10 protein-coding genes and 1 pseudogene are annotated in these 13,513 nt (G+C 66.8%); 7 read left to right on the top strand and 4 right to left on the bottom strand.

Going from position 1 to position 13,513, the window contains the following annotated elements; translation table 11 throughout:
* Positions 1-369 (bottom strand): annotated as a pseudogene (locus tag AC6H42_RS12665) (nucleotide sugar dehydrogenase); the annotation flags it as partial.
* Between the two features lie 293 nt (positions 370-662).
* Entirely contained in the window at positions 663-2,099 is a 1,437-nt protein-coding gene (locus AC6H42_RS12660) for a UbiA family prenyltransferase (protein WP_057158522.1), read from the bottom strand.
* A 197-nt stretch (positions 2,100-2,296) separates the two neighbouring features.
* Between AC6H42_RS12660 and AC6H42_RS12655 the strand changes: the two genes are divergently transcribed.
* From AC6H42_RS12655 to AC6H42_RS12630, 6 genes are all read left to right on the top strand, one after another.
* Positions 2,297-3,763: a lipopolysaccharide biosynthesis protein gene (locus tag AC6H42_RS12655; protein ID WP_497548193.1), complete on the top strand. Its 1,467-nt coding sequence runs from the start codon at positions 2,297-2,299 to the stop codon at positions 3,761-3,763.
* A gap of 49 nt (positions 3,764-3,812) precedes the next feature.
* Entirely contained in the window at positions 3,813-4,784 is a 972-nt protein-coding gene (locus tag AC6H42_RS12650) for a WxcM-like domain-containing protein (RefSeq protein ID WP_497548192.1), read from the top strand.
* 36 nt (positions 4,785-4,820) lie between these two features.
* Positions 4,821-5,939 carry a DegT/DnrJ/EryC1/StrS family aminotransferase gene (locus AC6H42_RS12645; RefSeq protein ID WP_497548191.1) on the top strand — a complete coding sequence of 373 codons (1,119 nt, stop codon included), beginning with the start codon at positions 4,821-4,823 and terminating at the stop codon, positions 5,937-5,939.
* Complete coding sequence (locus AC6H42_RS12640; protein WP_497548190.1) at positions 5,936-6,907, top strand: glycosyltransferase family 2 protein; 972 nt, start codon at positions 5,936-5,938, stop codon at positions 6,905-6,907. Before AC6H42_RS12645 ends, AC6H42_RS12640 begins: the two co-directional genes overlap by 4 nt.
* Before the next feature lie 7 nt (positions 6,908-6,914).
* Complete coding sequence (locus AC6H42_RS12635; RefSeq protein ID WP_497548189.1) at positions 6,915-7,988, top strand: glycosyltransferase family protein; 1,074 nt, start codon at positions 6,915-6,917, stop codon at positions 7,986-7,988.
* 67 nt (positions 7,989-8,055) lie between these two features.
* Positions 8,056-9,003 carry a methyltransferase domain-containing protein gene (locus tag AC6H42_RS12630; protein WP_497548188.1) on the top strand — a complete coding sequence of 316 codons (948 nt, stop codon included), beginning with the start codon at positions 8,056-8,058 and terminating at the stop codon, positions 9,001-9,003.
* Positions 9,004-9,019: 16 nt separating this feature from the next.
* On the opposite strand, the gene AC6H42_RS12625 is transcribed toward AC6H42_RS12630, so the two are convergent.
* Positions 9,020-10,165 (bottom strand): acyltransferase family protein, encoded by a 1,146-nt coding sequence (locus AC6H42_RS12625; protein WP_497548187.1) that lies wholly within the window; start codon positions 10,163-10,165, stop codon positions 9,020-9,022.
* A gap of 158 nt (positions 10,166-10,323) precedes the next feature.
* Between AC6H42_RS12625 and galE the strand changes: the two genes are divergently transcribed.
* Complete coding sequence (gene galE / locus AC6H42_RS12620) at positions 10,324-11,322, top strand: UDP-glucose 4-epimerase GalE (RefSeq protein WP_497548186.1); 999 nt, start codon at positions 10,324-10,326, stop codon at positions 11,320-11,322.
* Between the two features lie 52 nt (positions 11,323-11,374).
* On the opposite strand, the gene AC6H42_RS12615 is transcribed toward galE, so the two are convergent.
* Positions 11,375-13,513 carry a 3-hydroxyacyl-CoA dehydrogenase NAD-binding domain-containing protein gene (locus AC6H42_RS12615; protein ID WP_497548185.1) on the bottom strand — a complete coding sequence of 713 codons (2,139 nt, stop codon included), beginning with the start codon at positions 13,511-13,513 and terminating at the stop codon, positions 11,375-11,377.

The raw sequence follows: 13,513 nt of genomic DNA, 5'->3' as shown, positions 1-13,513 counted from the left end.
GCCCGGGTACACGGTCGATTCGAACACCACGATGCTGCCCTTCTTCATGTGGCGCCCGACCGTGGCGCTGGCGCCGGCCAGCGGCGCGAAGTCGGGATTGTGGGCGGTGTCGACCGGGGTCGGCACGGCCACCACGATGTAGTCGGCCCGTGCCAGCTCGGCCGGATCGGTGGTCACCCGGAGCTGCGTGGCGGCCTGCAGTTCGGCCGGCGACACTTCGCCGGTCGGGTCGCAATGGCGGCGGTAGCTGTCGATCTTGCGTTCGGACAAGTCAAATCCGATGGTGGGCCGCTTCTTGCCAAACTCCACCGCCAGCGGCAGCCCCACATAGCCCAGACCGACAACCGCAACTACCTTGGCATTGTTCATTTCAAACCCATACAGAAATAAAATATCTTGCTAGAGAATAACAAGTTCGTGTTGCGGCGCGCGGGTCAGCCGGGGCGGGCATTCATTTTAGCGCTACTGCGCAGTCATGGATCATGCCGCCGCTGACGCCAGGCTGAACTGTTGGGCCAGCGCCACACAGTTCCAATGCAGAATTAACAATTGAAAACTCTACACGAACCATGTACTAGAATACAATACTTGTTGCAATTTTCATAGCGGTATTTCAATCCCGCCGCTGGCGTCAGGCTATTCCGGCAGGAAATAATTCGCATTCACAGTTGCAGGAAGCGCGCCGCCAGCGCCAGCGCCACGATGGCCAGGATGGCGGCGCGGCTGCCGCCGTCACGCACCGCGTACACCACCGGGTCGTCGTGCATCTCGCCGCGCGAGGTCTTGATCCAGAGCCGGCCCAGCCAGTAGATCATGCCGAACGCGGCCAGCCACAGCAGGTCCGGCGTGTGGTAGCGCGCCTGCGTTTCCGGCGCGCTGATGAACAGGCCCAGCACCACCACCGCGCTCAGCGCCGCGCCCACGCCCAGCGGCCACAGCACCACCAGGTCGTCGACCCGGTAGTCGCGCCCGCGCGTGACGGTGCGGCCTTCCTGCTGCAGCAGCACCAGTTCGGAGCAGCGCTTGATCAGCGCCAGGCTGAGGAAGACGAACACGGAGAAGGCCAGCAGCCAGGAGCTGTTGGTGATGCCGGTGGCCACCGCGCCGGCGTGGATGCGCAAGGTATACAGCAGCGACAGCATCAGCACGTCGACCAGCATGTATTCCTTCAGTACCCAGCTGTAGGCGCTGGTGAGCAGCAGGTAAAGCAGCAGCACCAGCAGGAAGCCCTTCGACACCAGCGCCGCCAGCCCCAGCGCCACGGCCAGCGCCGCCCCGGCCACCACCAGCCCCTGCAGGATGGGCAGCTGGGCGCTGGCAAAGGGCCGCAGCTTCTTGCGCGGGTGGGCGCGGTCCGACTCCAGGTCCCACAGGTCGTTGACCACGTAGGTGGCCGAGGCTGCCAGCGAGAAGGCCACGAAGGCCAGCGCCAGGTGGCCCAGCTTGGCCAGGTCGAGGAAGGAGAAGGCGGCGAACAGCGGCACGAACAGCAGCAGGTTCTTCAGCCACTGGTGGGCCCGCAGCGCGCGCAGCCACACTTTCAGCGAGCGGCTGTGGCCGTTGAATTCGCGCTCCACCGGCACCGTGCCGCCGCGCACGATGCCGCTGGTGCGGGCGCTGGCGCCCACCAGGATGGCGCCGCGCGCGCCCTGCCACACCGGCAGGTCGGCCCGGCTGTCGCCGGCATAGACGAAGTCGGCGCCCACTTCGCGCTGGATCATGCTGAGCTTGGTGGAACCCTTCAGGTTGTCGCCGGCGCCGGTGGCCAGCACCTGGTCGAACAGGCCCAGGTGGCCGGCGACCTGGTCGGCGATGCTGCTGTGGGCGGCGGTGGCCAGCACGATGCGGCGCCCGCGCGCCTTTTCGGCACGCAGGTACTCGAGCAGCGGCTGGTGATAGGGCAGGCTGTGGGCCGTGATGCCGCAGCGCTCGGCGACGGCGCGCTTGAAGCCGGCGCGCCCGGACAGCAGCCAGAACGGCATGCGCAGCAGCGCCCCGGGCGAACTCCGGATCAGCTTGATACCGGATTCGACCAGCGTGTCGGTCGGCGTCAGCGTGCCGTCCAGATCGACGACCAGCGGGTGGTTTGCTTGTTCCATCGAGATTCCCTGCGCGTATCGTAATTTGTCATTATATTAAAAGATAGCTTCCCAGTCCCACTGCTCGACGCCGCAATTTAACAAAACGCAAAGTGGCCGATCTGTGTTCTAATGCACAACATCGGTTAATCTAATTGCATTATTTTGCCTCTTTACACTAAGTCACCGGCACAGCAGCCGCCTGCCAGGAGCGCGGCATGAGTTCGCTCGCCCGCGGCGCGGGCCTGATGATGGCGCTGCGGCTGGTCGAACGCAGTATCGGCTTGGCTAGCACCCTGATCCTGGCGCGCATACTCACGCCTGGCGACTTCGGCTTGGTGGCCATGGCCATGTCGGTGTTGACGCTGATCGAGCTGATGGGCGCGTTCGGCTTCGACGTCGCGCTCATCCAGCGCCAGGACGCGCAGCGCCACCATTTCGACACCGCCTGGACCTACAACGTGCTGTTCAGTGCCAGCGTGGCCCTGCTGCTGGTCGTGTGCGCACCGTTTGCGGCCGATTTCTACCGCGAACCCAAGCTCCAGCTGGTGCTGTCGGTGCTGGCCATCGGCGCGCTGGTGCAGGGCGCCGAGAACATCGGCACGGTGACCTTCCGCAAGCAGATGAATTTTGGCCAGGAATTCCGTTTCCTGCTGTCGAAAAAGCTGATCTCTTTCGCCGTGACCATGGTGCTGGCGTTCACTCTGCGCAACTATTGGGCGCTGGTGGGCGGCATCATCGTCGGCAAGGTGTGCGCCGTACTGCTCAGCTACAGGGTGCACCCGTTCCGCCCGCGTTTTTCGCTGGCCGCCAGCCACGACCTGTTCCATTTCTCCAAGTGGCTACTGGTATCCAACCTGATCGTGTTTCTCCAGAACAAATCCGACAGCTTCATCCTGGGCCGCACCGTGGGCGCACACGACCTCGGCCTGTACAACGTCGCCAGCGAGATCGCCGTGCTGCCGTCGACCGAACTGATCGCGCCCATCAACCGCGCTGCCTTCCCGGCCTACTCGGCCAACTCGGCCAACCTGGACGCGCTGCGCGCCAAGTTCCTGTCGGTATTCGGCTTTATCGGCCTGCTGGCCTTCCCCATGTCGGTCGGCCTGGCCTGCGTGGCGGGACCGGCCGTGGCCGTGCTGCTGGGACCGCAATGGGCAGCCGCAGTGCCGCTGCTGCAACTGTTTACCGTGTGCGGCCTGACCAGCGCCATCCAGTCCAACCTGATCATGGTCATCGTGGCGCTGGGCAAGCCCAAAGCCAACACCATGCTGTCAGGCGCCATGCTGGTGCTGTATCTGCCCTCGCTGGCGTACGCCAGCCTCCAATATGGCGCGCTGGGTGCAGCCTGGGTGCACCTGGTGATGTCCTGCGTGGTGCTGGTGCCGCTGCACATTGTGTTCCTGCGGATGACCGGACTGAGTGCGGCGCGCTACTTCGGCGCGCTGTGGCGTCCGCTGGCTGGCGCCGCCGTGATGGGCGCTGTGGTGCTGCTGCTACAGCGGCAGCTGGCCGGTGCCGCCCAGCCGTGGCCGGCGTTGTTGCAGTTACTAGTTTGCATCTGTGCCGGCGCCATCAGCTATGTTACGATGGTATTGACGCTTTGGCATGCAGCGGGACGCCCAGCCGGCAGCGCGGAAGCCACCATGTTGGCCAGCGTGACAGGCCGTTTCCAGTCCGCTTAACCTGCCCGTATATTCCATCCCGCACAACCGCCAATCAAGCCACGCGCCCATGTCCGACCACTTCCAACACTCGCACGCCCTGGTAGAGACCGATCAGATTGGCGCAGGCACGCGCATCTGGGCATTCGCCCATGTGCTGCCCGGGGCCGTCATCGGCGCCGACTGCAATATCTGCGACCATGTGTTCATCGAGAACAAGGTACGCATCGGCGACCGCGTCACCATCAAGTGCGGGGTGCAGTTGTGGGATGGGCTGACAGTGGAGGACGACGTGTTCATCGGGCCCAATGCCACCTTCACCAATGACCGCTACCCGCGCAGCAGGCAGTACGCCGACGAATGGCCGGCCACCGTGATCCACCAGGGCGCCTCGATCGGCGCCAACGCAACCATCCTGCCCGGCCTGAGCATTGGCCGCAACGCCATGGTGGGCGCCGGCGCCGTGGTCACGCGCGACGTGCCGCCCAACGCCATCGTGGTGGGCAACCCGGCCCGCATCACCGGCTACGCCAGCACCTCGCCGCAGGCGGACGCCCAGCCGGCGCAGTCGCGCACCGTCCCGCTGCCGGCCACAACGCCGGCGCAGCTGCCGCGCGCGCTCAACGTGGCGGGCGCGAAACTGCACGCCATGCCGCTGGTGGAAGACTTGCGCGGCGCGCTGGTGTTCGGTGAAATCGATCAGCACCTGCCCTTCCCGCCCAAGCGCTATTTCGTCGTGTTCGACGTGCCCAGCCGAGAAGTGCGGGGCGAGCACGCCCACCTGGAGCTGCATGAATTCCTGGTCTGCCTGCGCGGTTCGTGCTCGGTGGCGCTGGACGACGGCACCTCGCGCGACGAAGTGGTGCTGGACACGCCCACCATCGGCCTGCACGTTCCGCCGCGCCTGTGGCGCGTGCATTACAAATACAGCCCGGACGCGATCCTGCTGGTACTGTGCTCGGACGTCTACCGGGGCAGCGACTACGTGCGCGACTACGACCAGTTCCTGGCACTGGCGCGCGGCGCCGCGCCGGCCGCCTGATCCTCCTCTTTCCCTTACCGCCACCCACGATACGCCATGATTCCTTTCCTCGACCTGAGCGCGATGCACGCCGAACTGCGTCCCCAACTGGATGACGCCTACCGCCGCGTACTGGACTCCAGCAATTTCATCCTCGGTCCGGAGACCGCCGCCTTCGAGCGCGAGTTCGCCGACTACTGTGGCGCGCGCCACTGCATCGGCGTGGGCAACGGTCTGGACGCGCTGTTCCTCACCCTCAAGGCCTGGGGCGTCGGCCCCGGCGACGAGGTGATCGTGCCGTCCAACACCTTCATCGCCACCTGGCTGGCGGTGTCCTACACCGGCGCCACGCCGGTGCCGGTGGAACCGGACCCGCGCACCATGAACATCGACCCGGCCCTGATCGAGGCGGCCGTCACGCCGCGCACGCGCGCCATCATGCCGGTGCACCTGTACGGCCAGCCGGCCGACATGGACCCCATCATGGAACTGGCGACGCGCCGCGGCCTGAAGGTGCTGGAAGACGCGGCGCAGGCGCACGGCGCGCGCTACAAGGGCCACCGCACCGGCACCCTGGGCCACGCGGCCGGCTTCAGCTTCTACCCTGGCAAGAACCTGGGCGCGCTGGGCGACGGCGGCGCCATCGTCACGAACGACGACGCGCTGGCCGGGCAACTGCGCACGCTGCGCAACTACGGCTCCAAGGTCAAGTACTACAACGAAGTGCAGGGCCACAATTCCCGCCTGGACGAACTGCAGGCGGCGCTGCTGCGCACCAAGCTGCCGCTGCTGGACGACTGGAACGTGCGCCGCCGCGCGCTGGCAGCGCAGTACAGTGCCGCCCTGGAAGGCAGCGGCCTGGCGCCGCAGTACGTACCGGAGTGGGCCGAGCCCGTATGGCATTTGTACGTGGTGCGCGGCGCCCAGCGCCAGCGGCTGCAGGAAGGCTTGGCCGCGCGCGGCATCCAGACCATCATCCACTATCCGGTGCCACCCCACCTGCAGCCAGCCTACGCAGAACTGAAGCTGGAGCGGGGCCGCTTCCCGGTTTCTGAAGCCATCCATGCCGAGGTGCTCAGCTTGCCGTTCTGGCCGCAGATGCAGGACAGCCAGCAAGCCGAAGTTGCGGCGGCGTGCCGCCAGCTGTGCGCCGGCGCGGACGAAAGAGCGGCATGACCACGCAATCCGCCAGGCCGGCCGTCACCGTTATCGCGCTGTGCTACAACCACGCGCGCTTTCTGCACGCCTGCCTGGACAGCATCCGCGCCCAGACCTGCCAGGACTTCGAGCTGATCGTCACTGACGACTGCTCGCGCGATGACTCGGCTGACCTGATCGCCGCCTGGCTGGCCGAACACCGGCCGGACGCGCGCTTTATCCGCCACACGAAAAACGCCGGCATCTGCGCCACGCTGAACGAAGCCATCGCCGGCGCCCGGGGCGAATTCATCAGCATGATCGCCACCGACGACATGTGGGCGCCGGACAAGATCGAACGCCAGTTGGCCGCCATGCGCGCCCAGCCGGCCGGCGTGGCGGTGCTGTACTCGGACGCCTGGCAGATGGACGAGGAAGGCAATCCGCTGCCGCTGCGCTTCATCGAGCAGCACCGGCCCAATTTCCAGCCGCCGTCCGGCAAGTTGTTTTCCGCGCTGGCCGACGGCAACTTCATTCCCGCCATGGCCACGCTGATACGGCGCCAGGCGCTGGCCGACGCCGGCTACTACGACGAGCGGCTAACGTATGAGGACTACGACATGTGGCTGCGCCTGGCCGCCGCCCACGAATTCGCCTACCAGCCCGGGCCGGTGGCGCACTACCGCATCGTCTCCACCTCCATCGTGCGCACCACCTTCGTGCGCCCTTCTGCCGCGCACTGCTACACGCTGTTCCTGATCCACGACCGCTGGCTGAGCGCCGGCGCGCTCAATGCCGCGCAGCGCGCGCGCTGGAGCGAAGCGCTGTGGTCGGCAGCCTACCAGCTGTACGTGCATGGCGACAGTCGCGCACGCGCCTGCCTGTGGGCGGCGGCGCGCCACACGCGGAAGCCGCGCGCCGCGCTGCTGGCGCTGGCCAGCACGCTCGGCATCCGACGCGATGGCGCCAAACGGCTGCTGGCGGCGCTGGGCATGGCAGGCAAATGAGGGCGGCATGAAGGTCGGTTTCATCCTGCTGTCCAACTCGGCCCGCCCCATCCCCAGCACGCGGGTGGCGGCGCTCAACATGTTTCCGCTGCTGCGCGCGGCCGGCTGCGAGCCGCACATCGTGTTCGAGCCGGCCACCGCCACCGAAACGCCGAACCTGGACGGCCTGCTGCCGTCCATCGCGGCCGGCGGCTACGACCTGGTCGTGTTCCAGAAAGTGCAGGGGCCCAGCGCCGTAGTGCTGGCGCGCCAGTTGGGCGAGGCGGGCATCCGCACCGTGTACTGCGTGTGCGATCTGGTCGACGCGCCGATGGCCGCCGCCACCGACGCCACCGTGACCGTCACCGAATTCCTGAAGAGCCTGTACCCGGCCGCGCTGCAGCACAAGATCCACGTGGTGCACGACGGCATCGAGCGGCCCGAAGTGCACAAGGGCGACTGGGGCCAGCGCCCCGCCACGGCCGCGCACCCGCTGCGCGCGGTGCTGGTCACCTCGGCCCAGCTGGACCGGCTGCCGGTGATCGCCGAGCCGCCGCCGTGGCTGCGGGTGACCATCGTCGGACGCTACCGCCCGCCCGGCCAGCCCGTGCAGCGCCTGCGCGAAGCCAAGTGGCAGCTGGCGCGCGCCGCCGAGCAGGGGCGCGGCTGGACCTATCTGCGCTTCCTGGCCAACCGCCGCATCCGCTGCGTGGCCTGGGACCCCAAGGGCGTGTACCAGCAGATGCGGCAAGCCGACATCGGCATCATCCCGGTGGACACCGGGCACGCCGCCGGCGCCGGCCAGGCCGCGCCCAGCTGGCAGGTGAAGTCGGAAAACCGGCTGAGCATGAAGATGTGCGTGGGCCTGCCCGTCATCGCCACGCCCATCCCGGCCTACGAGCCGCTGGTGCGGCAAGGCGAGAACGGCTTCCTGGCTTCCAGCCACGAGGACTGGATGCGCTGCTTGGAAGCGCTGCGCGAACCGGCATTGCGCGCCGCCGTGGGCCGCGCCGCGCGCGCCTCGGTGCAGCAGCGCTATTCGATGGCGGAACAGGCGCGCCTGTTGCTGGGCGTATTGCGCGGGCTGATTGCAACAGCTTGACGGTGGGTAGATCAGTACCGCTTGCGTTGTGATATAGTCAACTATCAATTCCACGCGAGGGGATGCCATGAGCGAAGCGTTGCAGTTTCCTGTGTCCTACGCCTGCCCGGTGCACAAGACCGCCCTCGCCAACTGGCGTTGCAGGCAATGCGGCCGCGACTATCCCACCGTGCACGGCATTCCTGTCCTGCTTCACCACAGCAACAGCGTCTTCAGCGAAACCGACTACCTGCCACAGGATGGCTACGGCGGCTACGACGGCGCCAGCGGTTATTCCGGCAACCTGGACCGCAGCACTGGCCTGCGCCGCCTTTACCACCGCGCGATGATGCGGCTGATGGACGCCGAACCGCCCCGGCGCGATTTCGGCGTGGCCGACGCGCTGGCAGCCATCCTGGCCGAACAACCGCAGGCGTGCATTCTCGTCATCGGCGCGGGCGAACGCATGCTGGCTGGCAACGTGGTCTACACCGACGTGGCATTCGGCAAGCACGTCAGCTGCATTGCCGACGCGCACGACCTGCCCTTCGAGGCCCATAGCTTCGACGCCTGCGTGGCCTGCGCCGTGCTGGAGCACGTACTCGACCCCTATCGCTGCGTGGAGGAAATACGCCGCGTGCTCAAGCCGGGCGGCTACGTGTACGCTGAAACACCGTTCATGCAGCCGGTGCACATGCGCGAGTATGATTTCACCCGTTTTACCCACTTGGGCCACCGCAGGCTGTTTCGCCATTTCGCGGAGCTGCGCAGCGGCACCACGGCCGGCACCGGCACCAGCGCGGGACAAATCATGCGCTACGCACTGGCGGCGCTGTCGGACCGCCCGCGCACGCGGCGCTGGCTCAAGCTAGCCGGCCTGCTCGGCACCTATCCGCTGCGCTGGCTGGACTACCTGGTGCATGCCAACGAAAGCGACTTCGACGCTGCTTCCGGCTTCTATTTCTTCGGCCGCCTGCAGGATGAACCGCTGTCGGACCGCGAACTGCTGCGCGGCTTCCGCGGTTCGCGCTGCTAACGCATGGACACTGGAATCAGACGGCGGCGGCCGGCGGCGCCAGGCCCCAGTGCGACTTGCCGCGCCGCCTGATCCATTTCCGGCAAGGCTCCTCAATGCAGTGGTAGCCGAACGCCGACAGTGCCATCAGCACGGCGAACGCCGCCAGCAGCAGCATGCGGTTGTCCGCCAGCACCGGCAGGTAGCCGACGATGGCCGCGTGCTGCGATTTCAGCACCAGCAGGAGCACGATTTGGAAGGAATAGAAGGAGTAGCTGATGTGGCCGCACCATACCAGCAGCCGGTTGCCAAGCAGTTTCGCCAGCACGCCGCCCTGCGTTACCGCGTAAATCGTTAAGGCAATCACCGGCAGCACGATCCAGTTGTGCGTGATCCACCCGGGCAGCCTGTGTCCCGCCACGCCAAGATAAACAACCAGCAGCAGCAGCGCCGGGATGTGCAGGAGCAATGCCAGGCGCGGCGACAGCAAGCTGCGGCGCAGTATTTCCAGCGTGCAGACACCCATGACGAATTCCGGCAGGCGGTAGATCGGCAGGCTGTAGAACACCACCTGGTCGCCCCCCAGCAGCACCAGCACCATGCCCGGCAACAATGCCAGGCCGTACGCAGCCAGCGCCAGGCGGCGCAGTCCCGCATCCCCCAGCGCCACCACCCTGGCCAGGATAAAGGGCAGCAACAGATAGCAAAACACCTCGACTGAAATTGACCAGCTGCCGCCGTTATTCCACATCGGGAACATCTGTGGGAACCAGGCCTGGATCACCAGTAATTCGGCCAGCACCAGCATCGCGGCGGTCAGCACATGGCGCACAGTTCCGTAGGCGGATTCCCCGTTGAAGTCGACGCCCATCCAGGGCACGGTCAGCAGGGCGACCACGACATACACCGGGTAGATCCGGGCGAAGCGGTTGACGATGTAGTCCTTGAAACTGTCCTTGCCACTGTGATAGCGCTTGGCCAGCACAAAGCCCGACAGGATGAAAAACAAGCTCATGCCGATTGCGCCCTGGCCGAGCAGGTTGGTCAGGAAAGGAGATTCCGGCGCCAGCGGCCAGCGCAGCTGGATATGGAAAACGAAGACGTACAGCGCCGCGATAAAACGCAGCCCGGTCAATGGAAGAATTTCTTCAGTGTCGGCGGACACCGCGCTATTTGTAGACATGCTCGAAGGGGAAATGAATGCTCAGCCATAGTGTTGCCCAATTCACCACCCAGCACAAGATAAAGTGCGCGCCACCGTCCCGGCCCGGCGAAAACGGTAGGCAAAAAAAGCATAACAATTTATTATCATTGCTGGATCCTTTTTACTACGGACACACTATGAAAATACTCGTCACCGGCGGCTTGGGCTACATCGGCTCGCACACCTGCGTGGAACTGTTGGCTGAGGGCCACGAGATCGTCGTTCTCGACAACCTAAGCAACGCGCAGCCGGCCGTGCAGCAGCGCGTGGAAGGCATCGCAGGGCGCAGCTTCCCGCTGGTTCTGGCCGACGTGCGCGACCGCGCCGCGCTGCGCGCGGTGTTCCGCGAGCACGCCATCGGCGCGGTGATCCACTTCGCCGGCCTGAAGGCGGTGGGCGAGTCGGTCAGCAAGCCGCTGGCGTATTACGACAACAACGTGGCGGGCAGCCTGGTGCTGTTCGAAATCATGGCTGAATTCAATGTGCGCACCCTGGTGTTCAGCTCGTCCGCCACCGTCTACGGCGATCCGGCCAGCGTGCCCATTACGGAAGACTTCCCGCTGTCGGCCACCAATCCCTACGGCCGCAGCAAGCTGATGATCGAAGACATGCTGCGCGACCTGTGCCATTCCGATCCGCAATGGCGGGTGGCCCTGCTGCGCTATTTCAATCCGGTGGGCGCGCATGAAAGCGGGCTGATAGGCGAAACGCCGAACGGCATTCCCAACAACCTGCTGCCCTACGTGGCGCAGGTGGCGGCTGGGCAGCGCCCGGTGCTGTCGGTGCACGGCAACGACTATCCGACCCCGGACGGCACCGGCGTGCGCGACTACATCCATGTGACCGACTTGGCGCTGGGCCATGTGCGCACCCTGGCGCGGCTGGCGCAGGCGCCCGGCCTGCTGACCTACAACCTGGGCACCGGGCGCGGCTACAGCGTGCTGGAGATGGTTCAAGCCTTCGCCGCCGCCAGCGGCCGGCCGGTACCCTACCAGGTGGGCCCGCGGCGCGCCGGGGACGTGGCGCAGTGCTACGCCGACCCGACCCGCGCCGAACGTGAGCTGGGTTGGAAGGCCGAGCGCGCCATCGACCAGATGTGCCGCGACGCTTGGCGCTACCAGACTGCCAGCCCTTGAGTGGGGCGGATTAGCGTAGCGTAATCCGCCACATGCGCTAGAGGATGCAGCCTCAGCCGCCGTAGAACGTCTTGCCCGACGCCGCCATGCTGCACAGCAGCGCCGGCGGCGCAAAGCGCTCGCCGTGGCGCGCGGCCAGGCGTTCGCAGCGCGCCAGGAAGGCCGCCGTGCCGTCCTTGTCCACCTCGCTCAGCGGGCCGCCACGGAAAGCCGGGAAACCCCAGCCGAGGATGGCGCCCACGTCCGCGTCGCGCGCGGTGGTGAGCACGCCGTCCTCCATGCAGCGCACGGTTTCCACCGCCTGCACCGCGATCAGGCGCTCCACCAGTTCCGCCACGCCGGGCTGCGCGGCCGCGCGCGGGAAGTGTTCGGCCAGCCCCGGCCACAGGCGCTTCCTGCCGCCCTCTGGATAGTCGTAATAACCCTGCCCCGCTTTCTTGCCGATGCGCCCCAGCTGCACCATGCGCGCCGCCACCGCGTGGCCGGGACGGCCCCGGTAGGCCTCGCCCAGGTCGCGCCGCGTCTGGCGGTCGATCTTGTCGATCAGCTCGCTCGACACCTCATCCGTCAGCGCCAGCGGCCCGAGCGGCATGCCCGCCTGCAGGCCGGCGTTCTCGATCAGCGCCGGCGCAATGCCTTCGGCCAGCATGGCCAGGCCTTCCAGCACATAGGTGGAGAACACGCGGCTGGTGTAGAAGCCGCGCGCATCGTTGACGACGATGGGCGTCATGCCCAGCGCCTTGACCAGGTCCAGCGAGCGCGCCAGCGTGGCTGCGCTGGTCTGCTTGCCGACGACGACTTCCACCAGCGGCATCCTGTCCACCGGGGAAAAGAAGTGCAGGCCGATGAAGTTGGACGGGCGCGCGCTCGCCTCGGCCAGGCCGCCGATCGGCAAGGTGGAGGTGTTGGAGGCGAAGATGGCGTCCGGCGCCAGCACCGCTTCGGCCTGCGCCGTCACGGCTGCTTTCAGCGCGCGGTCCTCGAACACCGCTTCGATGACGATGTCGCTGCCGGCCAGCAGCGCGTAGTCGGTGGTGGCGGTGATGCGCGCCAGCAGTGCTTCTGCCTGCTGCGGCGTGGCCTGGCCGCGCGCCGCCTGCTTCTCGAGCAGCGCCTGCGAATAGGCCTTGCCCTTGTCGGCATCGGCTTGCGAGCGGTCGACCAGCACCACCTGCAGGCCCGCCTTGGCGGCCACGTAAGCGATACCGGCGCCCATCATGCCCGCGCCCAGCACGCCGACTTTTGCGTACTTCTGCTGCGGCACGCCGGCCGGGCGCGCGGCCAGTTTTTTCGCCTCGCCCATGCTGAAGAACAGGGTGCGTATCATGGCTTTCGCCTCCGGCGACAGCACGGTCTGCGCAAAGTAGCGCGCCTCGGTCATCAGGCCGGTGTCGATGTCCGTGATCAGCCCTTCGTAGACGCAGGACAGGATGTTCATCGGCGCCGGGTAATTGCCCCAGGTCTTGGCGTGCACCATGGCATTGGCCGCCATGATGGCCTGCTGCACCGCCGGCGCGGCCACCGCGCCGCCCGGCACCTTGTAGCCCTTGGCGTCCCACGGCTGCTGCACGCGTTCGGAAGGCGCGGCCAGCATGGCGTCCCGCAGCCAGGCGCGCGCGGCTTCCTGCTCGCCGCCCGGCGCCACCACGGCGTGCAGGATGCCGGCCTTGAGCGCGTCGGCCGCCTTCAGGCGCTTGCCCTCCAACAGCAGCGGCAGCGCTTTCTGGATGCCGATCAGGCGCGGCAAGCGCTGCGTGCCGCCGCCGCCGGGCAGCAGGCCAAGCGTCACTTCCGGCAGGCCGAAGCAGGCTTCCGGATTGTCCGCCGCCACGCGGTAGTGGCCAGCCAGCGCCACTTCCAGGCCGCCGCCCAGGGCGGAACCCGGCAACGCCATGGCCACCGGCTTGCCGCAGGTTTCCAGCTTGCGCAGCGCGCGGTGCAGCCGCATCACGCGCTCGAACAGCACGCCCGCGTCGCTGGTGTCCAATAGCCATTCCAGGTCGCCGCCGGCGATGAAGTCCGGCTTGGCGGAGGTCATCAGGACCGCCTTCACGGCGCCGTCTTCGGCCGCCTCGTCGACCAGGTCGCACAGCATCTGGCAGCTTTCCGCGTTCAGCACATTCTGGCTGCGGTCCGCCATGTCCCAGCTCAGCGTGGCGATGCCGTCCGCGTCGATATTCACATTGATCAT

The sequence above is a fragment of the Massilia sp. NBRC 108631 genome (assembly GCF_059704565.1).
Note: the sequence above shows the minus strand (reverse complement) of the source record. Positions and strands in the feature narration are given on the sequence as shown.